At 62.0% G+C, this 18,545-nt stretch carries 19 protein-coding genes; 11 read left to right on the top strand and 8 right to left on the bottom strand.

Features of this window, described 5'->3' with window-relative positions; genetic code table 11:
* Positions 1 to 109 precede the first annotated feature (109 nt).
* The 5 genes from IE166_RS02995 to IE166_RS02975 form a co-directional block, all read right to left on the bottom strand.
* Positions 110 to 877, bottom strand: a complete 768-nt coding sequence (locus IE166_RS02995) for a glycosyltransferase family 25 protein (RefSeq protein ID WP_189501530.1) — start codon at positions 875 to 877, stop codon at positions 110 to 112.
* Positions 878 to 885: 8 nt separating this feature from the next.
* Positions 886 to 1,245 (bottom strand): cupin domain-containing protein, encoded by a 360-nt coding sequence (locus tag IE166_RS02990; protein WP_189501529.1) that lies wholly within the window; start codon positions 1,243 to 1,245, stop codon positions 886 to 888.
* 40 nt (positions 1,246 to 1,285) lie between these two features.
* Positions 1,286 to 2,566, bottom strand: a complete 1,281-nt coding sequence (locus IE166_RS02985; RefSeq protein ID WP_189501528.1) for an O-acetylhomoserine aminocarboxypropyltransferase — start codon at positions 2,564 to 2,566, stop codon at positions 1,286 to 1,288.
* A gap of 165 nt (positions 2,567 to 2,731) precedes the next feature.
* Positions 2,732 to 3,178: a CoA-binding protein gene (locus tag IE166_RS02980; protein WP_189501527.1), complete on the bottom strand. Its 447-nt coding sequence runs from the start codon at positions 3,176 to 3,178 to the stop codon at positions 2,732 to 2,734.
* 2 nt (positions 3,179 to 3,180) lie between these two features.
* Positions 3,181 to 4,002 carry an enoyl-CoA hydratase gene (locus IE166_RS02975; RefSeq protein WP_189501526.1) on the bottom strand — a complete coding sequence of 274 codons (822 nt, stop codon included), beginning with the start codon at positions 4,000 to 4,002 and terminating at the stop codon, positions 3,181 to 3,183.
* 122 nt (positions 4,003 to 4,124) lie between these two features.
* Between IE166_RS02975 and IE166_RS02970 the strand changes: the two genes are divergently transcribed.
* The 5 genes from IE166_RS02970 to argC all read left to right on the top strand — a co-directional run bounded on the left by IE166_RS02970 (position 4,125) and on the right by argC (position 7,809).
* Positions 4,125 to 4,550: a PaaI family thioesterase gene (locus tag IE166_RS02970; RefSeq protein WP_189503209.1), complete on the top strand. Its 426-nt coding sequence runs from the start codon at positions 4,125 to 4,127 to the stop codon at positions 4,548 to 4,550.
* A gap of 210 nt (positions 4,551 to 4,760) precedes the next feature.
* Positions 4,761 to 5,225: a 50S ribosomal protein L13 gene (gene rplM / locus IE166_RS02965; RefSeq protein ID WP_189501525.1), complete on the top strand. Its 465-nt coding sequence runs from the start codon at positions 4,761 to 4,763 to the stop codon at positions 5,223 to 5,225.
* On the top strand, positions 5,225 to 5,710 hold the full coding sequence (gene rpsI, locus IE166_RS02960) for a 30S ribosomal protein S9 (RefSeq protein ID WP_189501524.1): 486 nt from the start codon (positions 5,225 to 5,227) through the stop codon (positions 5,708 to 5,710). Before rplM ends, rpsI begins: the two co-directional genes overlap by 1 nt.
* Before the next feature lie 118 nt (positions 5,711 to 5,828).
* Complete coding sequence (gene speB / locus IE166_RS02955) at positions 5,829 to 6,779, top strand: agmatinase (RefSeq protein ID WP_189501523.1); 951 nt, start codon at positions 5,829 to 5,831, stop codon at positions 6,777 to 6,779.
* A 91-nt stretch (positions 6,780 to 6,870) separates the two neighbouring features.
* Positions 6,871 to 7,809 carry an N-acetyl-gamma-glutamyl-phosphate reductase gene (argC, locus tag IE166_RS02950; protein ID WP_189501522.1) on the top strand — a complete coding sequence of 313 codons (939 nt, stop codon included), beginning with the start codon at positions 6,871 to 6,873 and terminating at the stop codon, positions 7,807 to 7,809.
* Positions 7,810 to 7,812: 3 nt separating this feature from the next.
* Here argC and IE166_RS02945 read toward each other — a convergent pair whose 3' ends face one another.
* Positions 7,813 to 8,919, bottom strand: a complete 1,107-nt coding sequence (locus IE166_RS02945) for a COX15/CtaA family protein (protein ID WP_189501521.1) — start codon at positions 8,917 to 8,919, stop codon at positions 7,813 to 7,815.
* A 128-nt stretch (positions 8,920 to 9,047) separates the two neighbouring features.
* Between IE166_RS02945 and IE166_RS02940 the strand changes: the two genes are divergently transcribed.
* Positions 9,048 to 9,260, top strand: a complete 213-nt coding sequence (locus tag IE166_RS02940; RefSeq protein ID WP_189501520.1) for a DUF2842 domain-containing protein — start codon at positions 9,048 to 9,050, stop codon at positions 9,258 to 9,260.
* Here IE166_RS02940 and IE166_RS02935 read toward each other — a convergent pair whose 3' ends face one another.
* Complete coding sequence (locus IE166_RS02935) at positions 9,261 to 10,319, bottom strand: polysaccharide deacetylase family protein (protein WP_189501519.1); 1,059 nt, start codon at positions 10,317 to 10,319, stop codon at positions 9,261 to 9,263.
* Positions 10,320 to 10,421: 102 nt separating this feature from the next.
* Between IE166_RS02935 and IE166_RS02930 the strand changes: the two genes are divergently transcribed.
* Positions 10,422 to 11,627, top strand: coding sequence for a GNAT family N-acetyltransferase (locus IE166_RS02930; protein ID WP_189501518.1), 1,206 nt, complete (start codon positions 10,422 to 10,424; stop codon positions 11,625 to 11,627).
* On the opposite strand, the gene IE166_RS02925 is transcribed toward IE166_RS02930, so the two are convergent.
* A complete protein-coding gene (locus tag IE166_RS02925; RefSeq protein WP_189501517.1) occupies positions 11,624 to 13,714 on the bottom strand; it encodes a GumC family protein in 2,091 nt (696 codons plus the stop codon). The two genes, IE166_RS02930 and IE166_RS02925, sit on opposite strands and share 4 nt — an antisense overlap.
* Positions 13,715 to 13,903: 189 nt before the next feature.
* Here IE166_RS02925 and IE166_RS02920 point away from each other — a divergent pair, with 189 nt between their 5' ends.
* The 4 genes from IE166_RS02920 (at position 13,904) to IE166_RS02905 (ending at position 18,518) form a co-directional block, all read left to right on the top strand.
* On the top strand, positions 13,904 to 14,464 hold the full coding sequence (locus tag IE166_RS02920; protein WP_189501516.1) for a polysaccharide biosynthesis/export family protein: 561 nt from the start codon (positions 13,904 to 13,906) through the stop codon (positions 14,462 to 14,464).
* Between the two features lie 20 nt (positions 14,465 to 14,484).
* The gene (locus IE166_RS02915; RefSeq protein WP_189501515.1) at positions 14,485 to 15,621 is read left to right on the top strand and encodes a glycosyltransferase family 4 protein; all 1,137 of its coding nucleotides are present in this window, start codon (positions 14,485 to 14,487) and stop codon (positions 15,619 to 15,621) included.
* 109 nt (positions 15,622 to 15,730) lie between these two features.
* A complete protein-coding gene (locus IE166_RS02910; protein ID WP_189501514.1) occupies positions 15,731 to 17,269 on the top strand; it encodes an undecaprenyl-phosphate glucose phosphotransferase in 1,539 nt (512 codons plus the stop codon).
* A complete protein-coding gene (locus tag IE166_RS02905; protein ID WP_189503208.1) occupies positions 17,265 to 18,518 on the top strand; it encodes an O-antigen ligase family protein in 1,254 nt (417 codons plus the stop codon). Before IE166_RS02910 ends, IE166_RS02905 begins: the two co-directional genes overlap by 5 nt.
* Positions 18,519 to 18,545: the final 27 nt, after the last annotated feature.

The following is an 18,545-nucleotide window of genomic DNA, read 5'->3' as shown; positions in this document are numbered from 1 at the left end:
AGACACAAATAAGGTGCGCGTGCCCGGCTTCGCAAGGGTGTCGCTGGAAGGTTCGCGGCCAAGGTCAAGTTGGCCGTCCAGGCATGGGTCTCGCGGCTCCCCGCGTGCCTCAGGCAAACGGAACACGCAGATAGCGATGCGTGCCCCGCACGCGGTTCGGTAAGGACATGACCAACCTCGCAAGCCTGCGAAGCCAGCGACGAAGCTCCCTGAACACCTTGGTGATGACGGAAGCGTCGCTCGGCTTGTGGTGACGGATGACGCTGCCCATCGCGGTTCCATGAACCGCGCGGAACCGCTTTTCCTGCGCAACGACAGCCGGGACCGCCTGGAAGATCAGCGGGCACGACATCAACACGGCGCGCTTTCCGAACATGAAGAGATCGACCGGGTCGGTAAACGTCATTGATCGTGCCAGCAATTCGGCAGCGGCTTCGGCGGAAATGATGTAGCCGGCCGTGCCCGTGTGTTCGCTGCAAAGACGCGCGAAGCGAACACGCTCAAGCGCTGCCAGCGTGTTCGCCTCCACCGCAATCGGACGGCCGGACGTATCCAGCTTGAGGATGTGATTGCCTGCGCCAAGCTTCGCGGCGGCTTGCAGCACGGCCGGAAGATCCTGGCTGAGCCGCACGTCGTCTTCGAGCACCAGCGCCAGTTCATCTCCTGAAGCAACAAGGCGGCACCATGCCTCGCGGTGACTGAGGAAGCAGCCCACCTCGCCCGGCCGCAACCCGCTGGCGGCATAAGGCGACAGGTCGATCTTGTCGCCCTCGACCGCAGCCAGCCGCTCGGCCTGCAAGCCCAGCGCCTCGAGCTGCGCCGTCATGAACGCCAGACGATCCGGCGAGTGATCAAGGTTGATCAGGAAGATCCGCATGGGCCGCCTCAGCTGGCTTGCGGCGGAAGGTGAATCACATACTCCTTGCGAGTCGTTTCAAGCACTTCCCAGGTGCCCTTGAAGCCGGGCTTTAGGACGAAACTGTCGCCTGGTTTGACCATGCGCGCTTGCCCATCATCTTCCGTGATGACGGAAAGTCCGCTCAGGATGTGGCAGAACTCCCATTCGTCATAGACGATGCGCCACTTGCCAGGCGTCGCCTCCCAGACGCCGGCATAGATGCCCTGTGCCGTTTCCTCGGCGTTCCAGGTGCGGAAGGTCGGCTGGCCGGATATGATGCGGTCAGGTGCAGGCGGGCCGACCTCCGGCTCGATTCCCGTCGTGTTGATGGCGGCAAAGAAGGTCATTGGCGGCGTGTCTCCAGCCGCCAATGTTCAGGCAGCTCGTTTATAGCTTGTCAAACGACTGTGACAGATCTGCGATGATGTCTTTGACATCCTCGATGCCCACAGAAAGCCGCACCACGTCCGGCCCTGCGCCCGCCGCGACCTTCTGCTCGTCCGACAATTGCCGGTGCGTGGTGGAGGCCGGATGGATCACCAGCGACTTGGTATCGCCGATATTGGCGAGATGGGAAAACAGCTCCAGCCCTTCCACGAACCGGACGCCGGCCTCGTAGCCGCCCTTCAAGCCGAAGGTGAAAACGGCACCGCTGCCCTTGGGCGAATAGCGCTGCTGGAGCGCGTGGTTGGGGTCATCCGGCAGACCGGGATAGTTGACCCATGCAACCTTGTCGTTGTTCTTCAACCACTGCGCCACGGCCAGCGCGTTCTCGCAATGCCGCTCCATGCGCAGCGGCAGCGTTTCCAGACCGGTCAGGATCAGGAAGGCGTTGAAGGGCGAGATGGCCGGGCCGAAGTCGCGCAGACCGAGCACGCGCGCGGCGATCGCGAAGGCGAAGTTGCCGAAGGTCTCGTGCAGCTTGAGGCCGGCATATTCCGGCCGCGGCTCCGACAACATCGGATAGTTGCCGGATTTCGACCAGTCGAACGTGCCGCCATCGACGATGATGCCGCCGATCGAATTGCCATGACCGCCGATGAACTTGGTCAGCGAGTGGATCACCACGTCGGCGCCATGTTCGAACGGGCGGATCAGATACGGCGTGGCCAGTGTATTGTCGACGATCAGCGGCAAACCGTGTTTGTGGGCGATCTCGGCGATGCCGGCAATGTCCACGAAGGTGCCGCCGGGATTGGCGAGGCTTTCGATGAACACGCCACGCGTGCGCTCGTCGATCAGCGGCTCGAAGCTCGCAATGTCGTCCGTATCGCCCCAGCGCACTTCCCAGCCGAAATTCTTGAAGGCATGGCCGAACTGGTTGATCGAGCCGCCATAAAGCCGGCGCGCCGCGACGAAGTTGTCGCCGGGCTGCATGATATTGTGGAAGGCGAGCATCTGCGCCGCGTGGCCGGATGCCGTAGCCAGCGCCGCCGTGCCGCCCTCAAGTGCGGCCACACGCTCTTCGAGCACGGCCTGCGTCGGGTTCATAATGCGGGTGTAGATGTTGCCGAAGGCCTGCAGGCCGAACAGCGACGCCGCATGGTCCGCATCGTTGAAGACATAGGAGGTCGTCTGGTATATCGGCGTCGCGCGCGCGCCGGTCGATGGATCAGGCTGCGCGCCGGCGTGAACGGCAAGCGTGTTGAAGCCAGGGGCGTCGGTCATGCAGGTTCCTCCTCGATGATGTCCGTTTTCATCAGCGACTATGCACCCTGCTTGTTGTCAAGCGCAAAGAACAAAGTTGCCGAACGGATCGGTAGAGGTCGGCATCGGTGCCTTCGCACCTACCGATCCGAGAATGTCATTCCTCCTCGGCGACAGCCAACCCGGTCAGCGGAAGGCTCTGATCTTCCCTGATAGCCTGGGATAATCGATCGCCGGACAGCGGTTCATCACAACCTTGATGCCCTCAGCTTCCGCCTTCGCCGCAGCCTGATCATTGCGAATGCCCAGTTGCATCCAGATCACCTTTGGCAGCCGCTCCAAAGCCAGGATCTCGTCCACCAAAGCGGGAACAGCTTCCGAAGCCCGGCACACATCGACCATGTCGATGTCGTCCGAGATATCGGCCAGCCGGCCGAACACCGGTTGCCCCAGGATCTCCTTGCCCACCTGACCCGGATTGACCGGCAAAACCGTGTAACCGGCACCGATCAGGAACCGCGTCATACCATAAACCGGCCGCGCCGCATTCGGTGACGCGCCCACCACGGCGATCGTGCGCGTGGTGCCGAGGATTTCGGCGATGTACTCGTCGGAATAGCGGTCGTGGTTCACGGTTATTCCCCCGTCCATTCCGGCTTACGCTTGCCGATGAAGGCGCCGATGCCTTCTTCCGCATCGCGCGCCATCATGTTCTCGACCATGACGCGGGCCGTGTGGTCATAGGCGTCCGACAGGCTCATCTCTGCCTGCTTGTAGAAGGCCTCCTTGCCGATCTTCACCGTCAGAGGTGATTTGGAAGCAATGGCTTCGGCATATTTGTTCACAACCTGATTCAGGTATTCCGGTGGCACCACGCGATTGATCAGGCCGAATTCGCGCGCTTCGGTCGCTTCGATCGTCTCACCAGTCAGCAGCATCTCCATGGCCTGCTTGCGCGAGACATTGCGGGTGAGCGCGACCATGGGCGTGGAACAGAACAGGCCGATATTGACGCCCGGCGTGCAGAAGGTCGCCTCCGTCGAAGCGATCGCCAGATCGCAGCTGGCGACAAGCTGACAGCCGGCCGCGGTCGCCAGACCCGCCACTTCGGCAATCACTGGCTTCGGATGGTTGACGATCGTCTGCATCAGGTCCGCGCAAAGCCGCATCGTCTGCTCGAAGAAGGTACGGCCGCGATCAGGGTCGGTGCGATGCAGCGTGATCTCCTTGAGATCGTGCCCGCCGGAAAAGATGCGGCCAACAGCACTGATGACGATGACGCGCACGGCCTTGTCGTCGCGCGCTTTGTCCAGCAGCTCACGCAGCCGCTCCATGAGGGCGATCGACAAGGCGTTGGCGGGCGGCGAATCGAGGGTCAGGCGCAACACGCCTTTTTCCAGCACCTCGTGCACCGGGCCAGACTGGGTTTGCGGACGCAAAGCGTGAACTTCAGCCATCGTTTCCTCCTGCTTTTGTTGCATCATATGCCCGCTTGAAGGGGATGTGCCAGTCATGGTTCATCTGGTGGGCGTAAAGATTGAGGAGGACGATCTTGCCAGCCACTCTACCCCAGCCGGTCATGTCGGCTGATGACATCAACGCCTTCATTGCCGAAAATTATCCGCACCTGAACGGCCAGACACGCGACTATGAGGTCGTTTCCGTTGCGCCGGGCGCTTGTACCGTTCGCCTGAATGCGACCGAGCGGCACCTGCGACCGGGAGACACGGTGTCTGGCCCCTGCCTGTTCACGCTGGCCGATATCGGCGGCTATGCCTGCGTGCTCGCGCATGTCGGCCGCGAGGCGCTGGCGGTTACGACCAACCTCAACATCACCTTCATGCGAAAGGCCGGTCCCGGTGCAGTTCTCGGGCGCACGCGCTTGCTGAAGCTGGGCAAGAGCCTCGCGATGTTCGACATCGAACTGGTGGCCGGCGAAGACGAAGCGGTGATCGCACACGCGACAGGCACCTACGCTCTACCTTCAAAGCATGCGGTAAAATAATACCTCCACTCTTATCCGCTTGTTTTAGTTGGATAAAGTTCTTCTTAGAGCTGCGTCGGTAGCCTTGACGCTGCGCTAGGCGTCGTTTAGAGACATCCCATCAGCGGCTCTCGTTCGGGGGCCGTTGTTTTTATGTTCATCGCGGATCCGTCTTCGATGAACGCAAGCAACAAGAAACGCCTTCCGCATGGAAGGTCCTAAGGAAAAACCATGGCAACCTTTTCGCAGAAGCCTGCGGAGGTGGTGAAGAAGTGGGTCCTGATCGACGCCGAAGGGCTCGTCGTCGGCCGCCTCGCCACCCTCGTCGCAAACCGCCTGCGCGGCAAGCACAAAGCCACGTTCACGCCGCATGTGGACGATGGCGACAACGTCATCATCATCAATGCCGACAAGGTCGTGTTCACCGGCAAGAAGTACACCGACAAGGTTTACTACTGGCACACCGGTCACCCCGGCGGCATCAAGGAGCGCACTGCGCGCCAGCTGCTCGAAGGCCGCTTCCCGGAGCGCGTTGTCGAGAAGGCTATTGAACGCATGATCCCGCGCGGCCCGCTTGGCCGTCGCCAGATGAAGAACCTGCGCGTTTATGCCGGCACCGAGCACGGCCATGAGGCACAGCAGCCGGAGACGCTGGACGTCGGCTCTCTGAACTCCAAGAACAAGAGGGCCGCATAATGGCTGATCTCAACTCCCTCGCAGACCTCGGCGCTGCAACGGGCGTGCAGTCGGGCGAGCAGGCTGCTGCTCCCGTCCACGTCCAGAAGCTGGATAAGCATGGCCGCGCCTATGCAACCGGCAAGCGCAAGAACGCGATCGCTCGCGTTTGGATCAAGCCGGGTTCGGGCAAGATCATCGTCAACGACAAGGAATTCGTGGGCTACTTCGCACGTCCGGTCCTGCAGATGATCCTGCAGCAGCCGATCGTGGCCGCTGCCCGCAACGGCCAGTACGACGTGATCGCAACCGTCGCCGGTGGTGGTCTGTCGGGCCAGGCTGGTGCCGTTCGTCACGGCATTTCCAAGGCTCTCACCTATTTCGAGCCGGAACTGCGCAGCGTCCTCAAGAAGGGTGGCTTCCTGACCCGCGACAGCCGCGTCGTCGAGCGCAAGAAGTACGGCAAGGCGAAGGCCCGTCGTTCGTTCCAGTTCTCGAAGCGCTAAACCGCTTCCATATTGGATCATCGAAAAAGCGGGCCTTCGGGTCCGCTTTTTTGTTGCCTCGTCACGGAAAGGTGCCAACTAGGAAACCGTTGCCCCAGAAGGCCAGAAGGATTCTCGGATGCCGCCCAAGTCGATCGACAACGCTTTCACCGCCCGTAGCACGCTCGGTCCGTCTGGCGATCCGACCTATGCCGGCGCGCTGTCCTTCATGCGCCGCCGCTACACCAAGGACGTGGCGGGCGCCGATGTCGTGGTCTGGGGCATTCCTTTCGACGCTGCGGTCACCAACCGTCCGGGCGCACGCTTCGGCCCGCAGGCAATCCGCCGCGCGTCCGCGATCTTCGACAACGATCCGCAATACCCTTTCCAGCGCCAGTTCTTCGATGACCTCAGCGTCGTCGACTATGGCGACTGCTTGTTCGACAACGGCTACCATGCCGAAACGCCGGGGATCATCGAGAACGAAGCGGCGGAGCTGATTTCCAACGGCTCCTTCCTCCTTTCGCTCGGCGGCGATCACTTCGTAACCTGGCCGATCCTCAAGGCGCATGCCGCCAAATACGGACCGTTGTCGCTCGTACAGTTCGACGCGCATCAGGACACCTGGCCGGATGACGGTAAGCGCATCGATCATGGCTCCTTCGTGTGCCGCGCCGTGCGCGACGGCGTGATCGATCCGGCGACCTCGATCCAGGTCGGCATTCGCACGCATGCGCCCGACGATTTCGGGATCGAGATCATCTATGGCGAGGAAATCGAGGACATGCGCGTGTCCGAGATCGTGGACCGCATCGAGCGCCGTACGGCTGGCCGAAAGACCTACGTCACCTTCGACATCGATTGCCTCGACCCAGCCTTTGCGCCCGGCACCGGAACGCCTGTCGCCGGCGGCCCCTCCTCGGCGCGCATCCTGTCCGTGCTGCGCCGTCTTGGCTCGCTGGACATCGTCGGCGCCGATGTGGTGGAAGTGTCGCCACCCTACGACCATGCCGACATCACGGCGATCGCGGCCTCTACGGTCGCGCAGCATTATGTCGGCCTCGCTGCCGAGCGGAAGGCGCGCCGCTGATCTTCGCATCTTGATTCAACTGGCTCGCAAATCGTGTCTGCAAGCGCTTACAAATCCTTGATAAGCCTCACGGCAAACGGGAATGACGGATATGAAACCGAAGATCTTCATCGATGGCGAACACGGCACCACCGGCCTGCAGATCCGCACGCGCCTGGCCGGTCGCAACGATCTCGAGATCCTGTCCATCCCGGTTGAACGCCGCAAGGACCCGGAAGCGCGCGCCGAGTTCCTGAAGGCGTCGGACATCGCCATCCTCTGCCTGCCAGATGCCGCGTCGAAGGAAGCGGTAGCGCTGCTTGGCGACGACAGCTCGACGCGCGTCATCGACACCTCGACGGCTTTCCGCACGGCACCGGATTGGGCTTATGGCTTTGCGGAGCTGACAAAAGGCCAAGCGGACAAGATTGCTCAAGCGCGGCTGGTCGCCAATCCCGGCTGCTATCCGACTGGTGCCATCGGCCTGATCCGCCCGTTGGTGGAGGCCGGCATTCTGCCTGCCGACTATCCGGTGTCGGTCAACGCCGTGTCTGGCTACACTGGCGGCGGCAAGCAGATGATCGTGCAGATGGAAAACCCGGATGCGCCGGATGCGATCACCGCGCCGCACTTCCTTTACGGGCTAACGCTGTCGCACAAGCACGTTGCCGAGCTTCAAACGCACGGGCTTCTCGACCGCAGGCCACTCTTTTCGCCGAGCGTCGGCCGCTTTGCGCAGGGCATGCTGGTGCAGGTGCCGCTGTTTCTCGGCGATTTGAACGGCAGCCCGAGCTTAGTCGATCTGCATGCCGCACTGGAAAAGCAGTATGCCGGCGCGGGTGTGGTCGAGGTAGTGCCTTACGCCGAAGGCATCGCCCTGCCCCGTGTTGATCCGACCGAGCTCAACGACACCAATCGCATGAAGCTCTTCGTGTTCGGCACTGAGGGTGGCGGTCAGGCCAATCTGGTGGCTGTGCTCGACAATCTCGGCAAAGGCGCTTCGGGCGCGGCCGTGCAGAACATGGACCTCATGCTCGGCAAGGCCGCCTGAGCTTCAGTGCCGAACCGCGCTCGCGGTCGGCAACGGCATCGCGCCCTTCGTGCCGCGCCAATGCGCGGCCGTGAAGCCCAACACGAGAATAGCACCGGCATGGTGCAGGATCGCCCAGGAGAACGGCACCACCAGCACGAGCGCGGTGATGCCGAGGGCCGCTTGACCGAGCAGCAGGATCACCAGCAGCGTCGCGCGTCGTGCATGCGTCGAGTCCGGCGCAAGACGGGCTGTCTGGAAGGCATGGATCAGCGCCAGGATCAGCACCGTATACGCGCCCAGGCGATGCACGAATTGCACGGTCTTCGGGTTTTCGAAGAAGTTGACGATGCCGGGATGCATGGCGAAAAGATCGCCCGGAATTAGGCTGCCATCCATCAAAGGCCAGGTGTTGTAGGTCAGCCCTGCATGCAAGCCGGCTACCAGCGCGCCAAGATAAATCTGCGCCAGAACAGCCACCACCATCCAGCCAGCAAAGCGCTGGACCTTACGATCTGCGGCCGGTGCGGTATGCGGCGCCAGACTGCGGGCAGTGACCACCGTCGCCACGAAGATGATGCAGGCGAGCGTGAGATGGGTTGCAAGGCGGTATTGGCTAACGCTGGTGAGTTCAGACAGGCCGGACGCTACCATCCACCAGCCGACGGCCCCTTGCAGACCCCCGAGTGCAAGGATGCCAAGCAGCTTCGGCTTCAAGCTCCGTTCAAGTCGACCGGTCGCCCAGAAGAAGATAAGCGGCAGCGCCATGACTACGCCGACGCTTCGCGCAAGCAGGCGATGGGCCCATTCCCACCAGAAGATGCCCTTGAACTCGTCGAGGCTCATGCCTCGATTGAGCTCCTGATATTGGGGAATTTCCCGGTATTTTGCGAACTCTTCTTCCCATTCTGCAAGGGAAAACGGGGGAATTACGCCGTGAATCGGCTTCCATTCGGTGATGGAGAGCCCGGAACCGGTCAATCTCGTCCCGCCCCCGACTATAAAAATGGCCACCAGGAAGACGATGACGACGTAAATCCAGGTGCGAACAAGCCGTCGGTTATGCAGGATGCGATCCTGCTCGCTGGCTGGCGTGAGGTCGAGGCTGAGGGGGCTGACGGCGGTGCTCATGGCGGATGTGGTGCGCCATTCGGCACAACCAAGCAAGCCTCCTTATCCAGCGACACGCCGTCGCGCTGGATGCCACCGGTTGCGTTCGACTGGCGCCGGTTCTAGACGGGCTGACGAGGAGATCACCGATGCCCGTTCGCCTGAAGAAACTGATCGGCACCGTGCTGCTGATCATCCTGGTTTGCGTTTACGCGCTGGCCGCGACCTTGTTTGCAGTCGGGCATCTCGGCGAATCCAGCCCATGGGTTCACCTCGCCTACTTCTTCTTTACGGGCCTGCTGTGGATCCTGCCGGCCATGGGCATCATCAAATGGATGGTGACCGAGCCGAAGCGGCGCTGATTACATCGTCACGACGCGCCGGCCGCGATTGGCCATGGCGACGGTGAGCCCCGACAGCATCGTGCGCACATGGCTGATCGACTGGTAGCGGCCGTTGAGTGACAGGCGCGGCATGGCGTGCAGGTGGCCGGCATGTTCGGCATGGATCAAACCGTGGCGCGTGGTGACGGCCGACACGAAGCCAACCTCCTCCGCCAGCCGCGCTTCGCGTTCCCCCACCGCCTTGGCGAAGCCGTAGGGATAGGCCATGTGGCGCGGGCGCACGCCGAGTTCGCGTTCCAGCATGCAGGCGGCTTCGGCGATCTCGGCGCGGGCGGTCGCTTCATCGAGACGACGCAGAGCATAATGATTGACCGTGTGTGCGCCGATCGTGCCCAGCGGATGCGCTTCGATGCTGCGGATCTCGTCCCAGCACATCAGCAGGGATCGGGAGCGTTCGAGGAGGTCGAAATAGGGCAAGCGTCCCAAAGATGAGACGACGCCATGCTGTTCGCTTTCGCTGACGCCGCCCGACAGGTGCCCCATCAAGCGATGAAAGGTCTTTGCCTTTTCCGGTCGCGTACGAGCGCCCCAGGTCACCGCGCCGCTTTCGGTGGCGAGCAACACCTTGTCCTTGACCGTGACGACGTCCTCGATCACCTCCCACCAGAGATCGACATCGCCGCCGATCAAACCCGGCGCGATGTAGATGGTGAAGGGCGTCTGGTGCTTTTCGAAGATCGGCAACGCTTCAGTGAGATTGTCGCGGTAGCCGTCGTCCAGGGTGATTGTCGCGAAAGGCGCGCCGCCGTCGGGTTCCTTCACCAGCCGCACGGCCTCGTCCATGGACACGAAGCGGTAGCCCTGCCGTCGCATGTCGGTGAGGACTGCATCGAGGAAGTCGGGACGCACGGCGAGATGCCCGTTGAGATCGAGCGGTTTGGCCGGAGCTGCGGTCACGCGATGCAGCATCAGGATGACACCGATGCCGCCGAGAAACGGCCGCGCCAGCGCCGCGAGGCCGGTCACCCGCATCGTGGCCAGCGTCAGTTTGCGCAGCGTTTCGACGCCGTCGATCATCCCTTTACCTTTGCGTGCCAATTTGCCCGGCAACTTCTTGCCCGTTCTTTAGAGAACAAGAATTGAAGCATGGTTGACGCAGTCGTTTCGAAACAACCCACTTTGAACAAGCGCGCGATAGTATCGGACAGCGTGGTTCCCCTGGCGCGCGTGGATGCGGTTACTGAAGCAACGCTGCAACGCTACCGTGATTTTACAAGCGACACGACTTGCGGCGCCGCGCAGCATCCGGACTGGGTGGACGCCTGGGCACGTACGCGGTCGACCGAGATCCTGTTCCTCAGTCTGGAGCTTACGGGACGAACCGTCCTCATGATGCCACTGGAGGTGGTTCGGCAAAAAGGCTGCCGGGTTGCGCGCGCGATCGGCGGCAACCACGCCAATGGCAACTTTTCGCCGATACTTCCGGGCCAAGCGCATCTGCTGAGTGCGGACGTAGTCGCAGCCATGCTGAAGGGCTTGCGCCGCGCGCGGCCCGACATCGACCTTGTTCTTATCGAGCGGCAGACCGCATCGATCGACGGCGTCGCTAATCCGTTTGCGAGCGTCATAAACGTGCCAAGCGCTAATATCGGCCTGGCGCTTGATCTCAGCTGCGGCTTCGAAGCCGTGCTCGACCGCATCGGCCGCAAGCGCCGCCTCAAGAAGCATCGCTCGCAAACGCGCAAACTGGAAGCCGCGGGCGGTTTCAGGCGGATCGAAGCGAAGACCCCGGATGAGGTCGAGCGTCTCGTCGCAGAGTTCCTGAGTCAAAAGGCGGACCGTTTTCAGCGGCTCGGCATCCGCAATGTCTTTGCGGATATGCAGCCGTTCCTGACGACGCTGTTCAACCAGGCGCAAAACTCACCGGCGCCGACCTTTCTGCTGCACGGGCTGGAAGTCGGCGGAATTATCCGCGCGGTTACCGGCTCGTCCGTGGTGGGCGATCGCCTGATCTGCGAGTTCGGCAGCATCGTGGAAGACGAACTTGTTCACGCCAGCCCCGGCGACTTCCTGTTTTTTCTCAACATTGAAGATGCCGTGCGGCAGGGCTTCAAGACCTACGATTTCAGCGTCGGCGATGAAGGCTACAAGCGCGCCTGGTGCGATATCGAGATGCAGCAGTTCGACACGATCGCGCCGCTAACCCTGAAAGGCCGGGTCTATGCGCTGGCCCTACAAGGCGTGATTGGCGCCAAGCGTCGGATCAAAGCCAATGACCGGCTTTGGGCGCTACTGAAGCGCCTGAGGCGTGGTACAGCATCTGCGCGATCGGACGCCAGTTCGTCCGATGGCTCCTCTACGGACGGCAGCGGCGACGGCGATTAAGCCGCCGAACGATGTAGCCCGTTCCGACCCGCTGCTGCACCGACTGGCGAGACGAGCAGCATGTCGTCGTGGCCGGCCCGCGCGAAGGCTTCGGTGCTGGCAACGACGGTTTCGTCGGCCGGGTCGATCAGCGCCAGTGCGATCTTCGTGTCTTCACCAAGCAGACGCGCAACGCCTTCCGGGTCGGTCGGACCGCATTCCACGACCACCAGATCATAGGCGCTGGCGAGCGAGCGCATGATGATGGGCAAGCGGTCGGCTGCGCGCATGGCGGTTTCAGGATCGGCCGTACCGACGGGAATGACGTGGCAATCCGAATAGAAGTCGGCATGGATGACGTCGGTAAACTGCGCCTCGGCCGCAAGGAGATTGGTGATGCCGGGACGCTGCTGACCATCCAGCATGGGGTGCGACGCAACGCCCGCTGATGTCAGGTCGAGCAGCAGAACGCGCTGGCCGGAATTTGCGATTTCGCGAGCGACCATGACAGATGCGGCGGCTGCTTCATCCCCTTCCGGCGACACGAAGATCGCGCGCTTGGCATTGTCGGCAATCAGCCGTGCGGCGGCCCGCTCGACGGTGAGCGTGCCGGTCCGCTCCTCAACGAGTTCCCGCTCTTCGACGAGCGCGGCAACCGGCATGGCAGCGGGCATGGCGAGTTCGTCCACGTCATAGAAGCCCTGCCCGGCCCGGCGCATGGCGCGGCCGCTGAACAGTTCCTGCAATAGAGTGATGATGGCCATGATCAGCAAGGAGGCGACGAAGGCCGCGATCGTGATCGGGAGGATCTTTGGGAAATAAGGCTCAACCGGCGCCACGGCACGCGAGAAGATGCGCGCATCGGCCGGCAGGTAGTTGCCTTCGCCGCGCGACATCGCTTCGCGATAGCGCGACAGGTAGGACTCCAGCAATTCACGCTGCGCAGCCGCTTCACGCTCCAGCGAGCGGAGTTCGACCCCCTGGTCGTCGGCACGGGCCGATACCTGCTTCAAGGCATCCAGATCGCGCTGCAGGCTTGCTTCACGCGCGGCGGCTGTCTTTGCTTCCGTTTCCAAGCCGGAAAGAACCTTGCGGGCTTCCGAGCGAATCTGACCTTCGAGATCGTTGAGCTGCGAGTTGAGGGCACGCAGACGCGGGTGGTTGCCGAGCAGCGTGACGGACAGATCGGCGATCTGTGCCTTCAACTCGACTTCCCGCTCCCGCAAACGCTGGATCAGCGGCGAGGACAGAACCTCCGGTGCGGAGTCCAGCGAAGCCCCTGCCCTGATGGTCGAGCGCAGGCTTTCGGCATTGGCTTCGGCCGCCGAGCGGTTGGCGCGCACGCGCGACAATTCACTGGAGAGTTCCGACAGCTGCTGCGTGGCGAGCACCGAATTGTTCTGGCCAATTAGCAGGTCCGATTGCGAACGGTAGGCGGCGACCTTGCCTTCGGCTTCCTTTACGCGATCCGAAAGGTTGGCAATCTCTGGCTGCAGCCACTGCGTGGCATCCGTGTTGGACTGCTGCTTGGCGACCTGCTGCACGCCGAGATAGGCTTCGGCGATCTTATTGGGGATTGCGGCAGCGAGTGCCGGGTCTTCCGAGGAGAACTCGATCACGATCACGCGCGAGCGCTCGACATTGTAGACCTTGAGCTTCTCGCGGAAGGTCGACAGCACGCGTTCATCGGCCGGCACATCCTTGGGGTCGCGCATCAGGCCGGTGGAAACCAGGATACGCTTCGGCAGGGACATATCGATGGAGGGGTCGAATTCCTTGCGGCTGGCAAGGTTCAGATCGGTCGCGACCTTCTTGAGAATGTCGGTGGAGGAAATCACCTGCACCTGGCTGGCTACGCCCTCCGCATCGAGGATCGGACGGTCCGCATCCGCCGGCGCATTGCCCCTCGTCAGCGGGGATTCGCGGGTTTCAATCAGGATACGGGTTTCGGCGCGATAAAGCGGAGTGGCAAGCCAAGCGAGCAGGAAAGCCAGCCCTGTGATGCACAAGGCGACGAGGAGGATGCGCAGCCAGTTTCGAGCCAGGCTGGAGAACAGCCGGCCGAGATCCACATCGATGTCGTTCGCTTGGTTCGAGACCACCGGCATTCGCCTACACTCCACCACGATGGCGAGAATCTAAACAAGTATGGTGACCGGCTGGTTAATATTGCCTGTGTACCTGCCTGTATGACTTGGCCGGCCAGACTTAAAGCCCGGCCCTTTCACCTTTACCCGGCATTAACCCTAACAAGGCAATAACGCGGCATCTCAGACCTTCCGAGGCACACGCCGGCCATGATCACAAAAGCACTTGCCTCCGTTCTTGCGCTTTCGCTGCTGACGGCCGGTTGCTCGGGATATCGTCCGGCGCCTGCCGCTTTCCACCAGGCGATCGACAAGCCCTATGTTCTCGATGCCGGCGACAGTGTTCGCGTCACGGTGTTCGAGCAGGAAGGCCTGACAAACACCTATGCGGTGGATCAATCCGGCTACATCTCCTTCCCGCTCGTCGGCGCAGTCGCTGCGCGTGGGAAGACGGTTCAGCAGATCGAGCGCGACCTCGCGGTGAAGCTGCGCAACGGTTATCTTCGCGATCCCGATATCTCCGTGCAGATCGAGCGGTACCGACCGATCTTCGTGATGGGCGAAGTGGGTGCCGCCGGGCAGTACTCCTATGTTCCCGGCTTGACCGTGCAAAAGGCCGTAGCACTGGCCGGCGGCTTCTCGCCGCGCGCCAACCAGGCCGATGTCGACATTACCCGCAGCATCAATGGCAAGGTCATGACCGGTCGCGTCGTCACCTCCGACCCGCTTCTGCCGGGCGATACGGTTTACGTGCGCGAACGCCTGTTCTGATCCCGGCTGTCCTGAACGCCGTGGGTCAACCCTTACGCATCCTGCACTGCTTCCGTTCGCCGGTGGGCGGCATCTTCCGGCATGTGCGCGATCTCACGCATGCGCAGGTCGCGGCCGGGCATCAGGTCGGCATTCTCTGCGATTCCACCACGGGTGGCTCCCATGAAGCCCGCTTGTTCGACGAGATCGAACCGCAGCTTGCGCTGGGCATCCACCGCACGCCGATCCAGCGCCATATCGGAGCCGGCGACATCGCTGCCGCATGGCGCACCTACAAGATCATCAAGCAATTGCAGCCGGACGTTCTGCACGGACATGGCGCCAAGGGGGGCGTTTATGCCCGCATGTTCGGCTCACTTCTGCGGGTTTCAAGGTCTCGCGTGGCCCGCCTTTATTCACCGCATGGCGGCAGCCTGCATTACGACGAGCATAGCGCCTTTGGCCGGACAGTGTTCGCGATCGAGCGGCTGCTGGAGCGGTTTACGACCGACCAGCTGCTGTTCGTGTCGGAACACGAGATGCAGACATTCCTCGCCAAGGTCGGCCAGCCGAAGGTCCCGTATCGGCTCGTTTACAACGGTTTGCGGGCGGAAGAATTTGAACCCGTTCTGCCCAACGGCGATGCGGCCGACTTCCTTTACATCGGCATGATGCGCGACCTGAAAGGTCCCGACATCTTTATCGACGCGCTGGCGAAAGCAGCGGCCATTCTGCAGCATCCGCTGACGGCGGTAATGGTCGGGGATGGAGACGACCTGCCAAAGTACAAGGCGCAGGCAGCCTCGCTCGGTTTGGCCGAGCAGATCACCTTCCATCCCGCCATGCCGGCGCGGCGCGCCTTTGCTTTAGGCAAAACGATCGTCGTGCCGTCGCGGGCAGAAGCTATGCCCTATATCGTGCTGGAAGCGCTTGCGGCGGGAATGCCAATGATCGCGACCTCCGTTGGCGGTATCCCGGAGATCCTAGGACAAACCTCCAGTGCTTTGATCGTGCCGGGCTCATCAGACGCACTCGCCACCCGCATGGTGGATGCGACCCGTGATCCCAAAGTTTTGCACGATGCCATGCCTTCGCGTGACACCCTGCGGAGCCGGTTTGGTGTCGATGTGATGGCGCAAGAGATCGAACAGGCTTACTTTGCCGCGCTTGCGCGCTGAGATCGCAACAAAGTCACTGACGGCTGCAAGTCTTTATTAGCCGCTCTTTGCTCATATATGCCCTTGAGGAACAAAGCCCTTAGGCAGGGTTTTGGCGGGGCCAGCTTTGATGACCGAGAACGATCCGGCGCTTCGCTATACGCTTGAGGCTGTGCGCAGCTTCCGCGACGGCGAAATTGCGACTGCGCCGCGTCGAGAGTTGAACGATATGGCGCGTCAGATCGCGCAGCAATATCGTGGCGACGGCATGTCCTCGAACATGGTCAGCGGCCTGCTGCGCATCGCCGAGTTCCTGCTGCTTTGCGCAGTTGGCCTCGGTATCCGCGCCGTTTACGTCGGCAAGGGCCCATGGCTAGCCTGGGAATATCCGGCGGTGATCGTGAGCGGCTCGCTGCTTGCGGTGGCCTTCCTCAACATCGCCGAAGCCTACCAGTTTCGCATTCTCAGCCGGCCGCTGCAGAACATCGCCCGCTTAGGGCTTGCCTGGATTGCAGCGCTCGGGGCGTTGGCAACCATGGGCTTCCTGCTGAAATGGTCGGAGGACTTTTCGCGTGTCTGGTTCGGCTCGTGGTTCCTCGGCGGCTTCACCGCGATCCTCCTGGTGCGCGTCATCGTTTCGCATTTCGTAAAGCGTTGGGTGCGCAACGGTGTGATCGAGCGGCGCGCCGTGATTGTAGGCGGAGGGCCTGCGGCGGAGATGCTGATCCGCTCGATCGAGGCGCAGCCCTATAACGACATCCGCATCTGTGGCATCTTCGACGATCGCGATGACCGCCGCTCACCCCCGATCGTTGCCGGCTATCCCAAGCTCGGCACGATCAACGAACTGCTGGAATTCGCGCGCATCGCCCATATCGACATGCTGATCGTGTCGCTGCCGCTGACGGCGGAATCGCGTGTGCTGACGCTTTTGAAGAAGCTCTGGATCCTGCCCGTCGACATTCGCCTGTCGGCCCACACGCACAACCTGCATTTCCGCCCGCGCTCGTATTCCTTTATCGGCCAGGTGCCGATGCTGGATATTTTCGACAAGCCGATCAACGACTGGGACTCGGTTGCGAAGCGCATCTTCGACATCGTGTTCAGCCTGTTCGGGATCATCCTGTTTTCGCCGATCATGATCGCCACGGCCATTGCCATCAAGCTGGACAGCAAGGGTCCGATCCTGTTCCGGCAGAAGCGGCACGGCTTCAACAATGAGGAAATCGAGGTCCTCAAGTTTCGCTCGATGTATAGCGAGCAATGCGATCCCACCGCCAAGCAGGCGGTGACCAAGAACGATCCGCGTGTAACCCGCGTCGGTCGCTTCATCCGCAAGACTTCGATCGACGAGCTGCCGCAGTTCTTCAATGCACTGCTCGGCAGTCTATCGCTGGTAGGCCCCCGCCCCCATGCGGTATCCGCGCAATCGCACGACACGTTGTTTTATGAAGTGGTCGACGGATATTTCGCGCGCCACCGCGTGAAGCCCGGCGTAACCGGCTGGGCGCAGATCAGCGGCTGGCGCGGCGAGATCGATTCTTCCGACAAGATCCGCATGCGCACCGAATATGATTTGGATTATATCGAGAACTGGTCGATCTGGTTCGATCTGAAGATCCTGTTCCTGACCCCGATCCGGCTGCTGCGCTCGGAGAACGCCTATTAGCGCCGTTGTTCATCCGGCGCTGCCGCGTGAGGCGATCAACGCCAAGCTGATTGCCTTGATCGGCACGGCGGCCGTCAGTCTCGGCGTGCTTCTGTCCGGCTTCGTGATCGAGGAACCGGCGCCCTACGAGCTCTATATGGCCGGGCTGATCGGCGTGTGGGCCCTGTTCGGCCTGCGCATCTCGCGCGCCATTCTGCCACTGGTGATCCTGCTGATCACCTTCAACATCGGCGGCATGATCTCGATGACGCAGATGGCCGACCTCAAGGAAACGCCGCTATATCTCGCGGTCTCCATGTTCCTCGCTTTCACGGCGATCTTCTACGCGTCTGTCACGGAATCGCAGCCGGACCTTTTCCGCCCGATGGCTCTGGCCTGGGTGCTGGCAGCTGTCGCAACGTCCTTCCTCGGTATCGCCGGCTATTTCCACCTGCTGCCCGGCGCCGAGATGTTCACGAAATACGACCGCGCAGCGGGTGCCTTCCAAGACCCGAACGTGTTCGGCCCATTTCTGGTTTTTCCCGGCATCTACATGCTGCATCGCATCCTGACCGGCGGCTTGAAGACCGCCGCCGTGTGGAGCGGGCCGCTGCTGATCCTGGTCACCGGCATCTTCCTGTCTTTCTCGCGTGGCGCCTGGGGCCTGTTCGGTGCGGCCGCGATTCTGCTGGTGGCAGCCCTTTTCCTGCAAAGCTCCAGCGGACGGTTCCGACTGCGCGTGGCCGTCATGAGCCTGGGCGCCGTGGTGTTCGTCAGCCTCGCCATCCTCATCGCACTGCAACTGCCGGGCGTGGCCGAACTCTTCTCGACGCGCGCGCAGCTGGTGCAGGACTATGACGGCGCCCGCCTCGGCCGCTTTGCCCGCTACGGCTATGGTTTTGCAATGGCCCTGGAACATCCCCTCGGCATTGGGCCGCTGGTGTTCGGCACGATCTTCGGCGAGGACACGCACAATATCTGGTTGAAGGCGCTGATGGACTACGGCTGGCTCGGCTTCCTGTCCTATATCACGCTGATCCTCTGGACCTTTGCGGCCGGCTTCCGCATCCTGTTCCGCAACCGCCCCTGGCAGCCCTACCTGCTCTGTGCCTATGCGACGCTGCTCGGCCATGTCGCACTCGGCAGCGTGATCGACACCGATCACTGGCGTCACTTCTATCTGCTGCTTGGGATGGTGTGGGGCTGCCTCGCGCTTGAAGCACGATACGGACATGAAGCGCGCTTGCAGCGTTCACAGACATCCCGGTGATGACGCGTTGTTGAGAAGCCGTGTCGC

Origin of the sequence: Tianweitania populi, assembly GCF_014652875.1 — a bacterium.
Taxonomy (GTDB): Bacteria; Pseudomonadota; Alphaproteobacteria; order Rhizobiales; family Rhizobiaceae; genus Tianweitania; species Tianweitania populi.
Note: the sequence above shows the minus strand (reverse complement) of the source record. Positions and strands in the feature narration are given on the sequence as shown.

What these genes read in the sequence shown, in the direction of transcription:
- rplM (WP_189501525.1), top strand. Translation starts at nt 4,761, where the DNA reads ATGGCAACCTTTTCGCAGAAGCCTGCGGAGGTGGTGAAGAAGTGGGTC.
- rpsI (WP_189501524.1), top strand. Translation starts at nt 5,225, where the DNA reads ATGGCTGATCTCAACTCCCTCGCAGACCTCGGCGCTGCAACGGGCGTG.
- IE166_RS02940 (WP_189501520.1), top strand. Translation starts at nt 9,048, where the DNA reads ATGCCCGTTCGCCTGAAGAAACTGATCGGCACCGTGCTGCTGATCATC.
- IE166_RS02935 (WP_189501519.1), bottom strand. Translation starts at nt 10,319, where the DNA reads ATGATCGACGGCGTCGAAACGCTGCGCAAACTGACGCTGGCCACGATG.
- speB (WP_189501523.1), top strand. Translation starts at nt 5,829, where the DNA reads ATGCCGCCCAAGTCGATCGACAACGCTTTCACCGCCCGTAGCACGCTC.
- IE166_RS02910 (WP_189501514.1), top strand. Translation starts at nt 15,731, where the DNA reads ATGACCGAGAACGATCCGGCGCTTCGCTATACGCTTGAGGCTGTGCGC.
- argC (WP_189501522.1), top strand. Translation starts at nt 6,871, where the DNA reads ATGAAACCGAAGATCTTCATCGATGGCGAACACGGCACCACCGGCCTG.
- IE166_RS02945 (WP_189501521.1), bottom strand. Translation starts at nt 8,919, where the DNA reads ATGAGCACCGCCGTCAGCCCCCTCAGCCTCGACCTCACGCCAGCCAGC.
- IE166_RS02995 (WP_189501530.1), bottom strand. Translation starts at nt 877, where the DNA reads ATGCGGATCTTCCTGATCAACCTTGATCACTCGCCGGATCGTCTGGCG.
- IE166_RS02925 (WP_189501517.1), bottom strand. Translation starts at nt 13,714, where the DNA reads ATGCCGGTGGTCTCGAACCAAGCGAACGACATCGATGTGGATCTCGGC.
- IE166_RS02920 (WP_189501516.1), top strand. Translation starts at nt 13,904, where the DNA reads ATGATCACAAAAGCACTTGCCTCCGTTCTTGCGCTTTCGCTGCTGACG.
- IE166_RS02985 (WP_189501528.1), bottom strand. Translation starts at nt 2,566, where the DNA reads ATGACCGACGCCCCTGGCTTCAACACGCTTGCCGTTCACGCCGGCGCG.
- IE166_RS02970 (WP_189503209.1), top strand. Translation starts at nt 4,125, where the DNA reads ATGTCGGCTGATGACATCAACGCCTTCATTGCCGAAAATTATCCGCAC.
- IE166_RS02990 (WP_189501529.1), bottom strand. Translation starts at nt 1,245, where the DNA reads ATGACCTTCTTTGCCGCCATCAACACGACGGGAATCGAGCCGGAGGTC.
- IE166_RS02975 (WP_189501526.1), bottom strand. Translation starts at nt 4,002, where the DNA reads ATGGCTGAAGTTCACGCTTTGCGTCCGCAAACCCAGTCTGGCCCGGTG.